Raw genomic sequence first — 18,506 nt, forward strand, 5'->3', positions numbered from 1 at the left:
AAGTTAAAAAGAACCTGAAAAAATGATTTAGTCATGTTTAAAAGCTGCCAATACCCGGAAGATATGAATTACAGCCGGAAAGATTGCATCCATAGATTCTTCTGCACCTTTTGTAGAGCCCGGCAAAGCAAGGACCAAAGTCTCCCCAATTAATCCGGAAACAGATCGGGACAACATAGAATAAGGAGTCCGCTCCTGCCCATAAGCTCTTATGGCTTCTTCAATGCCTGGAATAGGACGATCCAAAAGTGGGGTTATAGCTTCCGGTGTAACATCACGTGGAGAAAGACCTGTGCCGCTAAGTGGAAGAATAATTAGGTTTACTCCGGAATCGCATTTCTTTCTTACCAGCTTCCGGATGGTATCTACTTCATCGGGAATAATAATATAATCTTCAATGCCCACCTGGTGTGCCCGCAACTTATGGATAATGACCTTCCCTGCACGATCTTCCTTGCCACCTTCAGATATAGAATCTGAACATACTATGACAGTAGCTAACAGCTGATTCTCTTCAACCACTTTACGATAATCTGTTTTACCTCCCTTTTTTTCGAGGAGCTTTATAGCTTCTATACTAATCCCCTTATCAATGGGTTTCAACATATCGTACATTGTAAGTGCTACTACCGAAGCTGCGTGCATAGCTTCCACCTCAACTCCTGTTTTATATATAGTATGCACCTCAACGCTCACATAGATCTCAAGATTTTCAATCCTGAATTTTATTTCTGTAAACTCAATAGGCAGGGGATGACAATCGGGGATCATATCACTGGTGCGTTTGGCAGCGAAAAGACCGTGGTCTTAGCCATTTCAAAAACGTCCCCCTTTGGCACTCGTTTTTCTTCTACTGCAGTGATGGTTGCGGGGGTGCTTACTCGCACTACTGCCTGTGCAATGGCTTTGCGAAGAGTATTGCTTTTATGCGTGATATTAACCATGAATTATTATTTTAATACTGTATTTACTTTCCACTTCCTTTTAAATATCTTAAAATTTAAAAAGGACTTTAAAATTTCCACCCTATCCCATTTTCTGAAATATTCTCTCCCACTTTAATTTTACCGTCTAGGTTTTACTTAAATGATTCCAGTTGTCTTCCAGTATTCTAAAATCCTCTTCATTATTTACGTTTCTAAAAAGTTGTGGATTTTCTCCAGCTATAGAAGGAACTAAAATGTGCTTGTTTTCTAAGATCATATCAGTCATTTTTAAACGACCTTCAGCAATCCTTATTTCTAATTCTTGTTGAAGGCAAACCGGGTACAGTGCAAATAATGGATTTACCCTCTCCTCTACAGTTGCCGCCACAATATGTTCCCTGTCCCCCAGTTCAAAAAAATGTTTTAAGGCATTAGAGGAAATTAAAGGCATGTCGCAGCTAACTAAAAAAATCACCTCAGCTTTTGAATATTTAATTGCCGTAAGCAAGCCCCCCATTGGCCCTTTTTCAGAAACTATATCGGCGAAAACGGGAAATCTCAGAGATTCGTAAGAACTGTCATTGGCTATTATATTTACAGGAATTTCAGCTTCATTAAAAGCTTCCAGAATGTGAGAAATCATAGGTTTTCCCTTTAACAGCATCATTCCTTTATCTCTGCCCATCCTACTGCTTTTCCCTCCTGCCAAAACAAAGGCTTCCACCCGCCGCACCCGCTTCATAAAAAACGAAATATATTGGCTGCAACCTCTCCAGATGCAAAGCCAATTCTTCTATTATTCTCCATGAGGTAGAAAAAAGCTAAAACCGAAAGCAATATGAGTAGATCAATAAAAAATCTCAATACCATTATCTTCTATAAATTATAAACTTTTACGGGTGTGCCCATTTCTACGATTTCGTTTTGCTCCTCCAGTTCTACCAGGCAATTTGCAGTGTTAAAAGCTTGTAAATTAAACGACTGCTGACCATCTAATATTTTTATCTCACCGCCATCTATTCGGCCCTTTAAAAAGAAGGTGAATCCTTGTTTTTTCAATTGATCCTCCCTGAGAGGAAGGATCTGGCCAGGCGACCATACGTTATCAAACCCCAACCGGAACTTCAGGCAGGGTTTGACATAAAGATTAAAACAACTAAGTACCGAGGCGGGATTGCCGGGAAGTGCAAATATCCATTTATTATCTTTTTTACCTGCAAACAAAGGTTTTCCCGGCCTCTGCTTTATTTTATAAAACAACTCCTTCACACCTGCTTTTTCAAGACACTGCTTTACAAAGTCATAATCTCCTACAGAAATTCCTCCACTAAGGAGCAAAAAGTCGTGTTTTTGTAATGCTTCATCCATAACTTTTTGAAGCTCGTCCTTATCATCTGTTGCTCTGTAATGAGTAGTATTCAAGATTCCTACTTCATTAAGAAAAGCTTCGAGCATTGGGCCGTTGGAGTTGTAGATCTCCCCTTCTTTTAAGGTGCTCCCCACCTCTTTTATTTCATCCCCTGTGATAATACATCCAACTGATGGTAGAGAATAGGTAGCTACCTTACTTACACCAACCGAAGCCAATAATCCAATCGCCCCCGGAGTGATTAAAGTTCCCGACTTAAGAATCAAATCTCCTTCTTTACATTGAGATCCTTTTAATCTTACATTGCTCCCTGGGTCTATTTTGTCCTTATAATAAGATATTGTTCCGGTTTCATCATTGCTTTCAATAAGTTCCTGCTGAATTACAGTATCTGCCCCTTCAGGCATTTTTGCACTAAGTAAATATTCTTATAGCTTTTCCTTCTGAAATGTTTTTTACTGAAGTATCCCCGGCCTGAATTACTCCTTCCAGCTTCCACTCATTTCTCTTTCCGTCGAATATTAAAGCATATCCGTCCATAGCTGAATTATCAAAGGATGGAACATCAATAGGGGAATAAACATCTTCGGCCAGGATCCTGCCCCGGCTATTTTGCAAAGCGACCAAAGTCTTTTCTGCTCTTTCTAAATTTTCTGAAAGTATTCTTCGTGCTTCAGTAACTGAGATCATCCGCCAATTTTGATCATGCTCCGGTTCTTCAATTGAGTGGCATCTGCGCCTTTATAAGATTTAGAAAACTGACCGCCCATCACGGCATGCTTCCGAAGAACTGAAAGTCTTATCAAAGGTTCTATGTTTTCTCCTTTCCGTAAAGTTCCCAGCAGATCCATTTCCTCACTTCCAAAGAGGCAATTCTTCATCTTTCCATCAGCAGTTAAACGCATCCTGTTGCAATCGCCGCAAAAATGTTCGCTCATCGTTGTTATAAAAGCGAAAGTTCCTTCGTGCCCTATAGCTTTGTATTTTTTAGCGGTATCGTGTGGCGCATCTTTTAATTTTACCATATCGTATTCCGCCTCCACTAATTTCAGCATCTGCCCTGCAGTCACTACTTTCTTACTGTTCCAGTGGTTTCCTTCAAAAGGCATAAATTCGATCATCCTCACGTGCAGCGGTAAATGCCTGGTGATCTCCACAAAATCCAGGATCTCCTTTTCAATAATTCCTTCTATTGCAACGGCATTGATTTTTACTCTAAAACCTTCTTTTAAGAGCAGCAATATATTATCCCAAACCTGCTGAAACTGGTCCCTTTTTGTAACTTTTTTGAAAGTTTCGGCATCAAGAGTGTCAAGGCTAATATTCAGGGAGCGTACTCCCGCCGCTTTTAAATGATCAATATATTTGTGGGCGAGCACTGCATTTGTGGTCAGGCTGATCTCTACAGGTAATTTCGACAACCGTCTTAGGATCTCCGGAAATTCCTTCCGCACCATTGGCTCCCCGCTAAGTCAACCTGAGTTTATTCACCCCCAGGCTCACAAAAGTCGTGGCTATCTGCTCAATTTCGTCTACCTGCATAAGGTGTTTATTTGGCAAACACTGAATATTTTCATCAGGCATACAGTACTGGCAGCGGAAGTTGCAGCTATCAGTTAATGAAATTCTTAGATAACTGTGAATTCTGGAGTGGGTATCTGTAAGCATTGAGTCATTTTTAAATTACCTCAGAAAACGGTATAATTCCGTTGACTAAGGATTTCTGCTAACATCAACAATAGGCTTTTTAGTGGGACCCTTTTTTAATGGTTCAGGTAAATACTTCAGGATCCAGATTGCGAAAATTGCCATGATAGCTGAACCTATAAATGTAGTCAAAGCAAAGTAGAAATTCTCTTCCAGAGCATTATTTAACGCCCCAAACAATAACCAAATTTGCATACTGATTAAAAGTATTTGCAGCAATATAATTCCTGTGAGGATTGTATTGGTTTTATTTGGATGCGCTTCGTTTTGGGATCTTCTAAAATTACTCATCTTTAAGCATTTTGAGGTTCTTCTTCTTTAACGTATACTTTCCCATCTCTTACAACCACTTCCAGTTGAGGCAATGGCCGTGGTGGTGGGCCCTGTAGCACTTCCCCGGTGTCTGCGCTGAACCATCCGTTATGACAGGGACACTCGATCTTATTTTCTTCCCGGCTGTATCTCACTGCACAGGTAAGATGGGTACATTTTTGTTCAAAAGCGCGCCATTGATCTTCTTCCAGATGTATGAGGATATATGGTATATGCTTATCCCCCTGAATTTCAAACTGGAACATTTCTCCAACAGGAACCTCATCTTCATTTACTACAAAGTGTTCCCCTTCCAATGGTTTGGACGGAAAAGCCATTGCACGTATTACAATAAACCCGTTACTAATTGCAAATGCACCAGACAGCAGTCCCAGGAATTTCGCAAATTCCCTGCGGCTTAATGGGTAGCCCTTTTACTTTCTATGGGAAAATCTTCTTTCCAGTTAGGTTCTCTTTCTGAATTTTCTCGTGCCATATGAGTGAAAAAATTATGGGATGATTAAGGAATGAGTTCCTTTAGGCATCATAATATTGACTTTGGTATTAACTTCCTGCTGCCCAAAAAAGAATGAGTTTACTAAGCTCGCTATCCGGCCGCATTCTTTCAATTTCTGCTCTTGTTCCATAGAAAAGGGCCTGGCTTGGACATACAGTTGCACACATTGGTTTTTTTCCTGCACTTGTCCTGTCATAGCACAAATTACACTTCATCATTAATTCAGCTTCTTCCATTTTTTTCGGAACGCCGAAAGGACAGGCCAGAACGCAATTGGAACACCCAATACATCTTGAAGTATTTGCAGAATGTACCACCCCAAATTCATCCTGATATATCGCATCTGCCGGACATACATTAGCACAGGTTGGATCTTCGCAGTGCATACACACCTGCACGGTGGTTTGTGGACTTTTTTGTCTATCCACATAATTCACGTGTATCATACTTTCCTGCCCGTTCGTTTCGCATTCAGCACAGGCCATTTCACAGGCGTGACAACCTATACAACGTTGCATGTCTACGAAAAAAGCCATTTCCTGATCATAATTTGTTTCCGGCATAATTTGATATTTAAAGGTTAGTAATTGTCTGTTTCAGTTTAAGATTCAAGGTTCAAGGTTCAAGGTTCAAGGTTCAAATTCCTTGTCTTCTGGTTTTTGTCTCTTCTCTTTATTCTATTTTCTATATTCTCAATTTCTAATGTCCTCTATCCACTGTCCACTCTAAACTACAATGAACTTTGATAAGCAGTATCCGTGCGATGCTGAGATCCTTTTCTTCCTGTTTTTTCCAACTGGCAGGCACAGACTTTGAATTCAGGAATTTTCGAAATTGGATCTAAATTATCAATTGTCAACTGGTTGGCTGAATGTTTCCCTCCCCAATGATAAGGTATGAAAACGGTGTCTTCGCGTATAGTCTCTACCACGTGTGCAGGAAATTCTGCCACTCCTCTTCTGGTTTTCACCCTAATCAAATCATGATTTTCTATTCCATACTGGAATGCCAGCCTGGGATGTATTTCCAGCAATGGTTCCGGATATTGATCCAGTAACTTTCCAATTCTACGAGTTGATGTTCCGCTCAAATATTGCGATACTACCCTTCCTGTGGTTAATACAACCGGATACTCTTTATTGGGCATTTCAGAAGCTGGACGGTACCTCACAGGATTAAAATGTGCTTTCCTATCGGGAGTCTCAAATTTTTTATCTTCCCATAATCTTGGCGTCCCCGGGTGATCTAAAGTCTTGCACGGCCAAAAGATTCCCATATTATCAACTACTTTTTTGTAAGTAATGCCATAGTAATCGGCTGTTCCTCCTTTTGAGGCCACTCTTAATTCATTGAAAATATCTTCGCTTGTAGCAAAATTGAATTTATCTTTTTCGCCGAGCTAAGTCGGCCAGTTCCATCAAGATCTGTCCATCCCTTCGTGTATTTCCAGGCGGGGTTATTGCCTGGTTTATTTTTACCACTCTTCCTTCCGCAGTGGTTACTGTTCCCTCTTCTTCTTCGTGAAGAGAACCTGCCATTACAACATCCGCATAACGGGCAGTTTCACTAAGAAAGGTATCAATACATATATAATATTCAAGCTTTTCCAGGGCTTCCCGCACAAAATTGTTGTTCGGAAGGGAAACCAGCGGATTGAAACATATGGAAATCATCCCTTTGATTTCCCCACGGTGAATTGCTTCTATTTGTTCATAGGCAGATAAACCTTTTCCAGGCATATCTTTTTCGTCGATGCCCCATACTTCTGAAATATATTTACGATGTTCGGGATTGGTAATATCACGGTTACCCGGTAATTGATCACATTTGTGACCGTGCTCCCTGCCTCCCTGGCCATTTCCCTGGTAGAGTAATAGTACCGTAACCACAATAAGGTCTTCCCAGTCGGCCGGATGCTAAAACTATGTTGATACAGCTTAGTACATTTTCTACTCCCTTCGTGTGGTGTTCTATACCGCGGGCATGAAGTAAAAAACTTGTATTTGCTTTACCCCACATTTCCGCAGCCTGATAAATGAGATCTTTTGAAATTCCGGTATGTTCTTCAGCCCAATCTAAGTCGTAATCTTTAACGGCATCTATTGTTTCCTGGAATCCGGAAGTATAATTATCGATAAAATCATGGTCCAGCCAGTCATTATCGACCATTATCTTAAGAATTGCCCCAAATAGTGCAGAATCTCCTCCCGGTCTTATGGGTAAATGAAGATCGGCAGTTCGTGCCAGTGGGATCACGCGGGGATCTACAACTATTAATTTCGCACCATTATCCCTCGCCTGCCAGATATAATGGGTAAGGGTAGGAAAAGTTTCACTTATGTTTGCTCCTGCAACCAATATAACTTCAGCATGTTTAAGATCAGCCCAGCTATTTGATGTTCTGTCCAGTCCAAAGGCTTTTTTGTTCCCTCCCCCGGCACTTACCATGCAAAGTCTTCCGTTATAATCAAGATTTGCGGTTTTTAAAGCTACACGGGCAAACTTTCCAATCATATAACTTTTTTCATTTGTAAGTGAAACTCCGGACAGCATAGCAAAGGAATCCTTTCCATAGGTTTCCTGAATTCTTTTAATCTCACTTACAGTTCTGCTCATCGCATGTTCCCAGGTCACCGGGTTAAAACCTTTTCCTTCCACCCGCTCAATAGGATCCATTAACCTATCGGGATGATTGTTCTGCATATATCGCATTACTCCCTTAGGACAAAGACGGCCTTCATTAAAAGGGAATTCCATCCAGGGTTCAAAACCTGTAATCTTATTATCTTTTACTTTTAATTGTATGCCACATTGCATTCCGCAGTAACAGCAATGTGTTTTCACCATCTTATCGGGTTCCTTGTTTCCCTGGAATCCTGTTTGTGGGGCATAGGCTTTATGAGGCCCAAAATCTTCTATTATTTTATCGACTGAAACCGGAAGTTTTGCCATTATTATTTCTTTCTGTTTTTAGCCGAAGAATTTTCCGGCTTCTTTTCTTGCATTTAAGTGTGCTACAGCCAACGCTGAACGTTTTCCCTCTGGACTTAAGTCTAAATGATTAGACCCATTTTTTTTATCGTAATTAAACCCCAGATCCTTAGTTACATCTTTGAGATCATTTATGTGAGTTTGCGTTGCAAATTCTTCGTGAGTGTGAGGACATACCGCCATTCCCCTGCGCTTACCTTCCGTTTTGTAAAGATTTGCTCCCAACTGAGCCAGACGCTGATAAATATGGAAAAACTTTCCAAAGGGCAACCAAACCAGGAACAGAATCACAGTTATAGCATGAGTTACAGCCATAAACTGGTAGGTTTTTCCGCCTAAAAAGGTATAGTCATAGGTAATCCCTAATCCGGTAACTGAAATTGCTATTAAAAGTATTAAAGGAAGCCAGTCATTTTCAAAAGTTTGAGTTGCTATTAAACCTCCGTCTGTAAACCTTCTTTTCATCATTATAATTGCTCCAATTGTTACCAGTACTGAACACCAAACAAGCCCATGAAAAGCAATAAAAGCAAGTGGTGATCCCAGGCTGAACGACCCGGCCTCAAATCCAAATAACAAAGCGTAATAAGTCGTATCGTCTCCAGGTTTCAGAATAAAATGAATCCATCCAAAGGTTAGAGGAATTGTAATTGCAAATGCGATTAAACATCCTGTTGCGAGCATAAAATGACCGAACCATCTCGTCTTACTTCTATGGGCAATAAATCTTTGTGCCAGTATATTTTTAAAAAATAACCTTATAGAACGCCATAAATAAGGAAAAAAGAATCTGCTAAAGAGAAACTGCATACTGCGGCGCCAGTACAATCTTGTTGGCGGCCTTTGAATCCAAACTGAATATCGATACGCTACTCCAAAAACGGCAAAAACAGTCCCTATTAGATATGCAATTAAAGCAGGATCAAAATTTTGAAGATTTCTGGAACCTACAAGCACCAAAACAATAATAAGAACAGCGGCTATGGTGGCTTTTATTAAAGCTATTTTATCCAAAGTTTTGAAAAGTCTATACATAGCTGTTGGAAGCTTTAAAGGTTCAACAAATTCAGGATAACATAAATATAACGAAATTTGAAGAGGACTGGCAAAAATGCGTCAGGCCAGACGGGTAATTTAAAGTCAATCTAAATACCAGCTGATAGTCATAAACGGAATATGAAAAATCCTTTGATATGGCTCTTTCTCACAAGCTCATCATTAGGTCTAGCTCTGGTCAACATTTAATATCAGAGGAAGGCCTATCATAGTACCACCAGTTAAGACCCAGACACACCAGATAATATATTCCGAACCCGTACAAAGCAAACTCCGGAGTTCCCATTTGAATTTGTTCTCCAAATACCTGCGGAATAATAAAAGCACCATAGGCAGCAATTGCCGATGTCCAACCCAGAACAGGCCCAGCTTTTTCTTTGCTGAAGATATAAGGAATACTTCGGAAAGTGGAACCGTTTCCTATACTGGGTGGTAACAAACAAGACCATAAAACAAGCAAAGAACGGCCACCAGTAAGTTTCTGGATTTGAACTTTCTCTCGCCTGCACTATGAAATAAGCCACGGCTATAGTGGCAATAACGGTTACTATTGTGCTATAGGTCGTCACCCGGGAGCCGCTGTTAATCTTATCAGAAAACCAACCTCCCAGGGGCCGAACAATGGCTCCCAACATAGGCCCAATAAAAACCCAGGTAAGAAAATCTGGCGCATTGGGATTGGTATATTGAGGATCTAAAGGATCTGTATAAACAAAAATATCCTGACAAAGTTTGGGAAATGCCGCCGAAAAGCCAATAAAGGAACCAAAAGTCATCGTGTAGATAATAGTCATGATCCAGTTATGCTTATCGTTAAGAATTGAAAATTGCTTGTTAAGGCTTTGCTTTATATCCCCGGGGCTAAGGTATTTCATTAGAAGCAAAGTGAGAATTACCACAACGGGTAAAACTATCCACATATTAATTTCAAGACCAACCAGCAAATAGGATCCCACAGCTGCAGTTGCAAGTCCTATACATACCATAAAGAGAGTTTTTGCTATTCCCTGGATGGTAGTGGGAAGTTTGGGAGTTCCTGTGATGACATTGTTCATTCCAAAAAAAGCTGCTATGGCTGCAAATACAATGGGAATCCATATCCACCCCGCATTTTGCAATCCTGCCAGTGGTTGGTCTTCTACGACTTCACCTTCACTTCCCACAGCGGAAAATAGAAAAATTCCAATAACAAAGGGAATCATTTTCTGCATGATACCCACTCCAAGATTTCCAATTCCCGCATTGAGACCAAGAGATGTTCCCTGCATTCTTTTCGGAAAAAAGTAACTGATGTTACTCATAGATGACGCAAAATTTCCGCCTCCGAACCCTGACAAAAGGGCGAGAATTGCAAATGTAAAATAGGATGTTGATTGGTCTGCCAGTGCAAACCCTACTCCAAAAGCCGGAATTAATAATAGTGTAGTTGTAGTAAACACCACATTACGCCCTCCTCCAAGAGCTATCAGGAAAGAATTCGGGATCCTAAGGGTAGCTCCTGCGAGACTGCTATTGCAGGCAATGTATAGTAAAGGTTATTAATTCTGGCCAACTGCTCATTCACCATATCCTCAGACATATCTGGAGTGATCATCCCAAAATGGAAGTTATATTCCTTCATCTTGGTAGTAATAATGCTCCACATCATCCATACTGCAAAAGATAATAAAAGCGCCGGAATGGAAAGCCAGAGGTTACGATAGGCTATTTTTTTACCTTTTTGTTCCCAAAACACCGGATCTTCAACATTCCATTCTTCCAGATTAGTCTTCATATTATTTGGTTTAATTAGGTTTAGTATTATTTTTTAGATTCGATCTGGCGCATGAGTTTTGGCTGCTCCTTGTGCATCATTTTTTGAATTGTTCTATGCATCCACCACAGGCAAATAGCTGAAAGAACCAGAGTAAAAATCCACGCGCTGGTCCATAGTCCCGTGCCATCGAGAAAATAACCAAAAATGATGGGACAAACGAAACCTCCCAAACCCCCTAAAACTCCTACCATACCACCTACTACACCAACTTCTTCGGGAAAATATTCAGGTATGTGTTTGTATACCGCAGCTTTGCCTACTCCCCAGATACTTCCCAGGATAATTACCAGGAAAGTGAAGACCCATACATTGGCTTCAAAGAATATCTTTGTTTCCCCACTTGCTAAAAGTTCCTTTTTTTCTACCCGCTGTCCTTCCTGTACTACAGACTCCTGCCAGGTTTCTTTTTTTGGAAATACAAAATCCCCTTCAACTGTGTTAAGATTAGTTTCGTCCCTTGGAATAACACTATATTCTATGCCTGCCGCAACTATTTTGTTCTCAGAAACATAAGTTACTTCCCCTGCTTTCTTCGCCATAATCCCGTTACCGGGGGAATAAATTTCCATTTTAGGAAAAATCAGAAGAAAACTTATAGCTAAAGAGGATCCCAGAACCCAGTACATAACTTTTCGGGCACCCCATTTATCACTCATCCATCCTCCTAAAGCTCGAATCACTCCTGATGGGAAACTAAAGGCGGCAGCAAGAATTCCTGCTGTTACCAAAGGGAGGTAATAAACATTTACATAATAAGGTACAAGCCATTGTGAAAAAGCTACAAAACATCCGAAGACCAGGAAGTAATAAAGCCCGAACCTCCAAACGCGAATACTCTTTAAAGGCTGCATTAATTTGGTAAGAGTTCTTTGAGTAGCAGGTTTCTTATTTTTGGCAAAGATTACGAAGATTAATGCCATTAAAACCAATACGGCAGCATATATAACCGGAAGAATTCTCCAGTTTTCCATATCGGCCCCATTTTTAGTTAGAGATAATAAGATTGTTGGAGCCAGAAGTGTAGTTAATGCGGCACTAAGCATTTCCCGCACCAAAAATACCTAATGCACGACCTTGCCAATCTTTCTCGTACCATACAGAAGTGTAGGCAATTCCTACCGCAAAACCAAGCTCCTGTAAGACCATATCCAAAACTACATAACGCAAAGCCAAGAAAAGAATCTACATATTGAAGTAAAAACATGGGAATTGCACTAACAAGTAACAATCCCCCAAAAACCCATTTTCCTCCGTATTTGTCTGTCATAATTCCTAGTGGGAGCCTAAAAATTGAGCCTGTAAGTACGGGTATACCAAGTAACCATCCTATTTGCACGGAGGACCAATCGTAATAACCATTGTCTACCAGAAATGTAACAGTTACTCCGTTAAACATCCAGACTGCAAAACAAATAGTAAATGCCAGAGTGTTTAGAAATAACATTCTATGCGCGGTAGAAGATGGTCTGCTCATAATCTATAAGTAGAATTAATGGTGCGTTGGGATGTATATTTTTTTTGTTATAAAAAATTTTAGGGTACAGATAACATTTTTTTGGACGATGCAAAAATGTTGGATTATTTAAACAAATAAAATGATGAATATCATCAATTTCAGATCTTTAAAGTTAAAAACACACATTTAATTATGCTAATAAATGAGAGATTCCTTTTCTACAGAAGAGGTTTTTAAATTAATTAGGAACAAAGATTAATTTATCCAATCTACTAGAGCTGACAAATTCTATACTCAGAAAATTTGGGAAAAACAGAAACAACTGAGGTAGGCACTAATCGTGCAGAACCAGTATAGGCAACTGGTTTGGAACTGTAGCGTATAATCCATGCCTGTTGTGCAACAAGCGATCGCATATTCTTAAATTTTTTCCTAATAAAACTATGAGGTGAAATTTATTCTGTACATCCATCCATATAGTTTTGTCCGTAAAAGCGGAATCCTGAAGTGGGGAAAATTTTATATTTAAATCTTTTAGAGCAGAGAATATTCCTTTCTTTTCAAGGTGATCTAAGTTTTCAACATCACCTGAACCTGCAAGCTCCCAAACATCAAGGTTCACCTTATTAAAGACTCCTGAATTCTTAAGAAAGCTGATATTCTTCTCCCCAAAGGATGCTGTATAATCCAGGGGCATTATTAATTTTTTAGGCTTCTTATACTCACTACCCTCAGCCACTGCAAGAATATTGCATTTGATCTTGGACATAATTTCAAATGTATGCCTTCCAAGAATGCTAGAAGTACTTTGCTCCCTTCCTACGGCTCCCATAACAATGAGATCTATCTTATGTTGTTGCACAAAATCGCGGGCTTTATTCACTAATTTCTCCTCAGAATAGTGACCCGTTATCTTATGCTGTCGCCCCTTCGATCTTTGCTGTAGCTTCTCTACTCTTTCTTTTAATTTTCCAGAGATTGTTAAATTACCTGCTCCTGCAAATTTTTCTAAATCGTCGGGGTCGGGATCAAAAATATTTAACAGATAAAAGTTTACCTGCTTATCTTGTAAAACATCCATTGCGTAATGGGTAGCATTAATTGCAACGGGAGAAAAATCTGATAATAAAAGGACGTTCATAGCTTTTTTCTATGAGACGAAATTAAACTACTTACATCTGCTCAAAAATGATTAAAGTCAGATTTTCAATATTTTATCTAATATGAAATAAGATTTTTGTTCTTAAAATTTGTTATTCAAGCCAAAATTTATCCTTCCACTGTTCTTCGGGAAGGTGAAGATTTTGGTGCAACTTCTCAAATTCAAAAAGTTGCTCTGCTGTTGCTAATTTTTTAATTTCTGCGTAAAGCGTACGCTCTTCAAATCGTATGTACCTGCTCAATTCTTCCTCCAGGAGGTGGAGAACTTTTTCATTTTCACAGCCACAACTTAATAACTTCCTAATCCTACGGTGATTTGCTATTGCTCTTTTCACCCGTACGTTTTTTCCTAAAACCGGAAAAATTAGGTTTTCTTCAGTTTCAAAATGCCGCTCGAGATAATTTTTTTTAAACCAGTCAGTATAACTGCGAATCCTTTCCGGTTTCACTTTATTTGAAAGCCCGTTCCTGATTCTGGAACAAAATTTTAGACTTTCATCATGGTCCTTGCTGAGACTATTTAAAGCAACTTGTGGTTTTGAACTATTCATTTTAAAACGATATGTATTTGAATCAGGAGATCCAGAATTGATCTTTCCAATTATCATCAGAAAAATGAATTCCTTCATGATGTTCTTCAATTTCAGCTAACTGTCCTGAAGTAGCAACCTTCTGAATCTCATTAAAAAGCACTCTCTCTTCAAACCTAATATGTAAGTCCAGTTCCTCTTCAATTTGATGAAGGGCTTTTTCAACCTCATTATCCTGATTAAATAAGCGTTTTAGACGTCGGTGCTCTGCCAATGCTCTTTTTATGAGGTCATGTTCCTCACCCAAAACAGGAAAAATAAACTTTTCTTCTGCTTCAAAATGGGGATCGAGATAATTTATTTTAAACCATTGGGTATAGTCTTTCATTCGTTGAGGCTCCACATTAAACTTAAATCCCTGCCGAATTTTCCAGCACAGTAGTAATCCATGATGATGTTCTCTACTCAAAGGTTTTAGCGCGTCGTGTCGTTTTATAGGTTTCTTCATTCGTTGTTTTTATTTTATTTTCTTCCTCACAATTACAGGTGGGACAGGAATTAATCTCACCCTGCTTCAGCTTTATTCCTTCCAGATTTTCCTTTACAAATTCCTGAATAAGCATATACCTGTCTTTATGATTATTTACATTTATTTGTTTGTCTTCTACAATATCTCTAATTTTTCCTTCATATTGCTGATAGTCCCAGCAAATCGGGCATAAACCTTTCGGAGCATCATTCTTCCTCTCCTCTTCAGGTTTCGGAAAAAAAATTAATGATACTTTTCAGTTATATTCATGGCCCTGAGTCCTATGTTTCGTTATAAGTTCAGTTATTTCTGAAGTTAAACTATCTGCATACATTCCAAAACCATTTACAACCACACCCCTGATGTTATACTTTGGGGAGTATATAGCCATGACAATCATTTCATCCCCGGGATCTGTATCCCCTTCAAAGCGATACAACTCTTCGATTTGGAATTCATCGGGCGAGAGCTGCAAAGAGGTGTGGTTACAAACCAAACACTGCTTTTCTGCAACTAATGAAAAGTTTGTGGTGAAACCTTTTTTCTGAAGGTCATTTACTGCTTCTGAAACGGTGTCATAATTTCTCGGCAATTTCATCTTTCTTTCTTTTAATTATTGAAATTATCTTTCTTTATCGGCCATAATCCGCAGCATCTAAAAGATAGGCTTTTAATATCTGTTGATGCTATTAATCAAACTTTTTTTCCTGCTTCCCTTAAAGAGAACTCCTTTCCCAGAGCAATGGCTTTTGGAAAAAGGATGTTGTTTTCCAGATGTACATGCTGATGTAGGTCCTGTTCAAATTCTTCGAGTTTTGCATAAAATGCACGGTAAGTATTGCAGGCTCCCGGAGGAGGAGTAAAATTGTTACTAAGGGTTGAGATCTTTTTAAACATATAGCTAAGCTTCTTCGTGATCTGCTTCCATCATTCTTATAGGATTATCAACAGTGTCGAACCCAGGCTTTTCCAAAGAAGTTCCATCTTTTTTAGCCTTTACCATTTTTTTTATGAATGGAAAAAGGATTAACTCCTCCTTCTTAAGATGCCCTCCCAGGTCTACAGCCACTTCAGAAAACAGGCGTTGTATCTGGATTAATTCGGGATAATCGCTGGAATGTACCTGAACTACACGCGAAGCATACTGAACTATAAGTGGAATACTTTCTTCTATATAATTGTGATGAACATTTACAATATGATCAGCTAAAAGATCAAGAGACCAGCTATTAAAATTTTGTGCTTCTGGTTTAATGTTATTGATTGCCAATAATTCTTTTTCCAAAATATTAAAATTTACATTTGCTTTTTCCGCTGCCCTTTTTATACTTATTCCACCTCCGCAACAAAAATCAATTCCATATTTTTTAAAAATATGAGCAGCACTTATGTTTTCAGTTACCATCTCTGCCACTGTTCTTGTATCCTGTATTTTCATGGGTATTAGTGTTTAATTAATTATATCAAAAATGAGGATAAGTATCCGGCCATAATATGAGTGAAATCATATTTAGCTGATTATCTGTACACTTCTACTACTGCATCTACTATAAAGCATCTATGGTAACAAATTTTTACCAGGTCAAATCTACTAATTAGGAGGATTTTCTTTCTTCCCAGGCACCAATACTTGTTCAACAAAGACACATAAAACGTTAACAATAATTAAGAAAACGTTAATAAGAACCTGAACAACTTCTTACTTTTATACCATGAGACAATTACATAATGAGTCTAAAGAATTGGATTCACTAAGGGAAAAGATCCTGAGAAATCCGCTTTACTTTTTTATTACTATTTCAGCTATTATGATTATTGCTCTTATAGTATGGGCAGAAATTTCTTTCGGCCTGTTCAGTACTTTTCTTATAAAGTAGGATGTTAGGCATAACTATTCTTAGTTTGTCCTTTTTTTAATATAGTTATGGTGTCATCTCAGCCTTTTACCTCCTACTATCTCTGGGAACAGACCTTAGGTTATTTTTAAAATGTGATCTATTTTTACAAATAAGATATCCCAAAAAAAGAAATGGATTATTTCATCTGGGCCAGGGTTATTCATGTCCTGGCAGTTGTTTTATGGATAGGTGGTGTGGCAATGGTCACTACTGTACTTATTCCTGCGGTGAAAAAAATGGAATCTCCCCGCGAGCGGATGGAAACCTTTGAAAAATTAGAAGGAAAATTTGCTTTACAGGCGAAAATCACTACTATTCTAACTGCTTTGAGCGGATTTTATATGCTGTATTACATGGACGCATGGGAACGGTTCCTGTATTTACAGTTTTGGTGGCTGCACGCTATGGTCCTGGTGTGGTTAATTTTCACAATCATTCTGTTTATTTTAGAGCCTTTGGTTCTTCATAAAGTCTTTAAAAGTTATGCTATAAAACATCCTGAGAAGACATTTACTTTCCTTCACAAGGCGCACTGGATTTTATTTATTTTAAGTTTGGTAACCATACTTGGTGCTGTTGCTTAAGCAGCCACGGATTGTTCTTTTTTTAAAAAACTCCTGTAGATACCTAATAAGGTTTCATGTTCACAACTCCTGATATGACACTTTAGGAAGAATTATCAAATGGGCAGATATTAGCATATAAAAAATTCTCAAAAGGGTGTTCAGGAAAATTATTGTGCTCATTATGATGAACGATCAATGAAAGGCGAGCAGGTAAATCATCTTTTCCAAACAATGTCTCTGGACATCACTCATGTAGATGAAACTAACCGGGTAATTTTCTACAACCGTGGCGAGGAAAGATTTTTCCCCCGAAGCACGTGAATTATGGGCCGAGTGCAACATTGTCATCCCCCTAAAAGTGTTGGTACTGTTTTAAAAATCTTGAAGAATTTAATAAAACGCACAAAGACTGAACCCTCCTTCTGGATCAATATCAGGAAAAAATAAATCTGCATTAGATATTTTGCTGTTCGTGACTATAAGAAAAATCATAAAGGAGTTGCAGGATATTCACAGGATATTACTGAAATTACAAATATAACAGGGGAAAAACGACATCTGGATTTGAATTATCAGAATATTGAAAAATATTGGAGTAACATCCTTAAATTTATAAAATGGTGTTTATAGATAACGAAGGGAATAACGATCCGCACATTAACCTGGCACTGGAGGAATATGCTCTCCGCAATTTTGACGCGAAGACGAATTACTTGTTGTTCTATATTAATGAACCCTCTATTATAATTGGCAGGAATCAAAATACGCTGGAGGAGATTAATTTTGATTATGTGGAAGAGAATAATATACACGTTGTACGCAGAATGTCTGGCGGAGGTACGGTCTATCACGACTTCGGAAATCTCAATTTCAGCTTTATTACAGATCACGATGTAAAAAGTCTAAACAACTTTCAAAAATTCACAGAGCTTAATAAAGGTGCTGAACAAAATGGGAGTTCCGGCAGAATTAAAAGGCAGGAATGACATTGTTGCCAATGATAAAAAGATTTCAGGGAATGCGCAGTTCTCTACAGGAAAAAGAATGTTTCATCATGGCACCTTGCTCCTCAATAGTGATCTAAATGAGGTAACAAAGGCGCTGAATGTCAAGATGAATAAGATCCAGTCCAAAGGACATAAATCTGTGCGGAGCAGGGTAGCCAACATAAGTGAATTTCTTGAGGAAAAGATAGATATAGAAACTTTTCGGTCTATGGTCTTAAAAGGGTTATATGAAGAAGGAGAAGATTTTGAAACCTACAAACTTTCTGAACAGGAATGGGAAGCTGTCTTAAAATTAAAGGACGAAAAATATGGAACCTGGGACTGGAACTACGGTAGCTCACCCAAGTTTAACATCCAGCGAGCAAAGAGATTTGCAGCCGGGGAAATTGATGTGCGGATATTTGTTGAAAAAGGAAAAATTACAGAATTTAAGATCTATGGAGACTTCTTTGGATCTAAACCTGTAGAAACATTAGAAAAACTCTTTTTAGGTGCCCGGTATGATAGGCAGGAAATATCCCGTATTCTTGAACTAAGTGATAATAGAAGAATATTTTGGTGCTGTTACAAAAGAAGATTATCTCGATTTGGTTCACGGTAATGACGAGGATCTGCCAGGTATTCCAGCCCGGGAAGGGAATATGATCTAAAAACTAATTTGCGGA

At 38.7% G+C, this 18,506-nt stretch carries 24 protein-coding genes and 4 pseudogenes; 4 read left to right on the plus strand and 24 right to left on the minus strand.

All coding sequences use genetic code 11. The features are described 5' to 3' along the window. Nucleotides 1–27: 27 nt before the first annotated feature. The 24 genes and pseudogenes from moaCB to LZ575_RS11040 form a co-directional block, all read right to left on the minus strand. Nucleotides 28–944, minus strand: a pseudogene (gene moaCB / locus LZ575_RS10945) (bifunctional molybdenum cofactor biosynthesis protein MoaC/MoaB). Between the two features lie 127 nt (nucleotides 945–1,071). Further along, a complete protein-coding gene (locus LZ575_RS10950; RefSeq protein ID WP_235330628.1) occupies nucleotides 1,072–1,611 on the minus strand; it encodes a molybdenum cofactor guanylyltransferase in 540 nt (179 codons plus the stop codon). A gap of 191 nt (nucleotides 1,612–1,802) precedes the next feature. Then, the gene (locus LZ575_RS10955; RefSeq protein WP_255702932.1) at nucleotides 1,803–2,702 is read right to left on the minus strand and encodes a molybdopterin molybdotransferase MoeA; all 900 of its coding nucleotides are present in this window, start codon (nucleotides 2,700–2,702) and stop codon (nucleotides 1,803–1,805) included. Nucleotides 2,703–2,709: 7 nt separating this feature from the next. Further along, nucleotides 2,710–2,985, minus strand: coding sequence for a hypothetical protein (locus LZ575_RS22550; RefSeq protein ID WP_255702933.1), 276 nt, complete (start codon nucleotides 2,983–2,985; stop codon nucleotides 2,710–2,712). Continuing rightward, nucleotides 2,982–3,752: a GTP 3',8-cyclase MoaA gene (locus LZ575_RS10965; RefSeq protein WP_235330629.1), complete on the minus strand. Its 771-nt coding sequence runs from the start codon at nucleotides 3,750–3,752 to the stop codon at nucleotides 2,982–2,984. The genes LZ575_RS22550 and LZ575_RS10965 overlap by 4 nt, the downstream gene beginning before the upstream one ends. A gap of 256 nt (nucleotides 3,753–4,008) precedes the next feature. After that, nucleotides 4,009–4,293 (minus strand): DUF6755 family protein, encoded by a 285-nt coding sequence (locus tag LZ575_RS10970; protein WP_235330630.1) that lies wholly within the window; start codon nucleotides 4,291–4,293, stop codon nucleotides 4,009–4,011. A 2-nt stretch (nucleotides 4,294–4,295) separates the two neighbouring features. Continuing rightward, nucleotides 4,296–4,652: a ubiquinol-cytochrome c reductase iron-sulfur subunit gene (locus tag LZ575_RS10975; RefSeq protein WP_235330631.1), complete on the minus strand. Its 357-nt coding sequence runs from the start codon at nucleotides 4,650–4,652 to the stop codon at nucleotides 4,296–4,298. A 171-nt stretch (nucleotides 4,653–4,823) separates the two neighbouring features. Further along, nucleotides 4,824–5,394: pseudogene (locus LZ575_RS10980) on the minus strand (4Fe-4S dicluster domain-containing protein). Between the two features lie 167 nt (nucleotides 5,395–5,561). Continuing rightward, nucleotides 5,562–6,170: a molybdopterin oxidoreductase family protein gene (locus LZ575_RS10985; RefSeq protein WP_235330632.1), complete on the minus strand. Its 609-nt coding sequence runs from the start codon at nucleotides 6,168–6,170 to the stop codon at nucleotides 5,562–5,564. A gap of 43 nt (nucleotides 6,171–6,213) precedes the next feature. Continuing rightward, on the minus strand, nucleotides 6,214–6,720 hold the full coding sequence (locus tag LZ575_RS22555) for a molybdopterin oxidoreductase family protein (RefSeq protein ID WP_255702937.1): 507 nt from the start codon (nucleotides 6,718–6,720) through the stop codon (nucleotides 6,214–6,216). After that, the gene (locus LZ575_RS22560) at nucleotides 6,653–7,783 is read right to left on the minus strand and encodes a molybdopterin oxidoreductase family protein (RefSeq protein WP_255702938.1); all 1,131 of its coding nucleotides are present in this window, start codon (nucleotides 7,781–7,783) and stop codon (nucleotides 6,653–6,655) included. Before LZ575_RS22560 ends, LZ575_RS22555 begins: the two co-directional genes overlap by 68 nt. Nucleotides 7,784–7,801: 18 nt before the next feature. Continuing rightward, nucleotides 7,802–8,857 (minus strand): MFS transporter, encoded by a 1,056-nt coding sequence (locus LZ575_RS10995; RefSeq protein WP_235330633.1) that lies wholly within the window; start codon nucleotides 8,855–8,857, stop codon nucleotides 7,802–7,804. Nucleotides 8,858–9,099: 242 nt separating this feature from the next. Next, a complete protein-coding gene (locus LZ575_RS11000; RefSeq protein WP_235330634.1) occupies nucleotides 9,100–10,320 on the minus strand; it encodes a hypothetical protein in 1,221 nt (406 codons plus the stop codon). A 23-nt stretch (nucleotides 10,321–10,343) separates the two neighbouring features. Continuing rightward, on the minus strand, nucleotides 10,344–10,652 hold the full coding sequence (locus tag LZ575_RS11005; protein WP_235330635.1) for a hypothetical protein: 309 nt from the start codon (nucleotides 10,650–10,652) through the stop codon (nucleotides 10,344–10,346). Between the two features lie 26 nt (nucleotides 10,653–10,678). Beyond that, complete coding sequence (locus LZ575_RS11010; RefSeq protein ID WP_311196079.1) at nucleotides 10,679–11,737, minus strand: MFS transporter; 1,059 nt, start codon at nucleotides 11,735–11,737, stop codon at nucleotides 10,679–10,681. Next, nucleotides 11,730–11,867, minus strand: a complete 138-nt coding sequence (locus LZ575_RS23640) for a hypothetical protein (RefSeq protein WP_311196144.1) — start codon at nucleotides 11,865–11,867, stop codon at nucleotides 11,730–11,732. The genes LZ575_RS11010 and LZ575_RS23640 overlap by 8 nt, the downstream gene beginning before the upstream one ends. Nucleotides 11,868–11,877: 10 nt before the next feature. Beyond that, nucleotides 11,878–12,168, minus strand: a pseudogene (locus LZ575_RS23645) (MFS transporter); the annotation flags it as partial. Between the two features lie 316 nt (nucleotides 12,169–12,484). Continuing rightward, nucleotides 12,485–13,291 carry a universal stress protein gene (locus tag LZ575_RS11015; RefSeq protein ID WP_235330636.1) on the minus strand — a complete coding sequence of 269 codons (807 nt, stop codon included), beginning with the start codon at nucleotides 13,289–13,291 and terminating at the stop codon, nucleotides 12,485–12,487. 112 nt (nucleotides 13,292–13,403) lie between these two features. After that, nucleotides 13,404–13,862 carry a hemerythrin domain-containing protein gene (locus LZ575_RS11020; protein ID WP_235330637.1) on the minus strand — a complete coding sequence of 153 codons (459 nt, stop codon included), beginning with the start codon at nucleotides 13,860–13,862 and terminating at the stop codon, nucleotides 13,404–13,406. A gap of 22 nt (nucleotides 13,863–13,884) precedes the next feature. Further along, a complete protein-coding gene (locus LZ575_RS11025) occupies nucleotides 13,885–14,349 on the minus strand; it encodes a hemerythrin domain-containing protein (protein ID WP_235330638.1) in 465 nt (154 codons plus the stop codon). Then, the gene (locus LZ575_RS11030) at nucleotides 14,303–14,464 is read right to left on the minus strand and encodes a hypothetical protein (RefSeq protein WP_235330639.1); all 162 of its coding nucleotides are present in this window, start codon (nucleotides 14,462–14,464) and stop codon (nucleotides 14,303–14,305) included. The genes LZ575_RS11025 and LZ575_RS11030 overlap by 47 nt, the downstream gene beginning before the upstream one ends. A 162-nt stretch (nucleotides 14,465–14,626) precedes the next feature. Beyond that, nucleotides 14,627–14,968: a phosphoribosylpyrophosphate synthetase gene (locus tag LZ575_RS11035; RefSeq protein ID WP_235330640.1), complete on the minus strand. Its 342-nt coding sequence runs from the start codon at nucleotides 14,966–14,968 to the stop codon at nucleotides 14,627–14,629. A gap of 95 nt (nucleotides 14,969–15,063) precedes the next feature. Next, nucleotides 15,064–15,267, minus strand: coding sequence for a hemerythrin domain-containing protein (locus tag LZ575_RS23650; RefSeq protein ID WP_311196080.1), 204 nt, complete (start codon nucleotides 15,265–15,267; stop codon nucleotides 15,064–15,066). Between the two features lie 4 nt (nucleotides 15,268–15,271). Then, nucleotides 15,272–15,808 (minus strand): DUF542 domain-containing protein, encoded by a 537-nt coding sequence (locus LZ575_RS11040; RefSeq protein WP_311196081.1) that lies wholly within the window; start codon nucleotides 15,806–15,808, stop codon nucleotides 15,272–15,274. Nucleotides 15,809–16,082: 274 nt separating this feature from the next. Here LZ575_RS11040 and LZ575_RS11045 point away from each other — a divergent pair, with 274 nt between their 5' ends. From LZ575_RS11045 to LZ575_RS23660, 4 genes and pseudogenes are all read left to right on the plus strand, one after another. After that, complete coding sequence (locus LZ575_RS11045; protein ID WP_235330641.1) at nucleotides 16,083–16,247, plus strand: hypothetical protein; 165 nt, start codon at nucleotides 16,083–16,085, stop codon at nucleotides 16,245–16,247. 152 nt (nucleotides 16,248–16,399) lie between these two features. Continuing rightward, complete coding sequence (locus LZ575_RS11050; RefSeq protein WP_235330642.1) at nucleotides 16,400–16,852, plus strand: hypothetical protein; 453 nt, start codon at nucleotides 16,400–16,402, stop codon at nucleotides 16,850–16,852. A gap of 177 nt (nucleotides 16,853–17,029) precedes the next feature. After that, complete coding sequence (locus LZ575_RS11055) at nucleotides 17,030–17,155, plus strand: PAS domain-containing protein (RefSeq protein WP_235330643.1); 126 nt, start codon at nucleotides 17,030–17,032, stop codon at nucleotides 17,153–17,155. A 296-nt stretch (nucleotides 17,156–17,451) separates the two neighbouring features. Then, nucleotides 17,452–18,442 (plus strand): annotated as a pseudogene (locus tag LZ575_RS23660) (lipoate--protein ligase). Nucleotides 18,443–18,506 lie beyond the last annotated feature (64 nt).

This window comes from Antarcticibacterium sp. 1MA-6-2, assembly GCF_021535135.1.
GTDB lineage: Bacteria > Bacteroidota > Bacteroidia > Flavobacteriales > Flavobacteriaceae > Gillisia.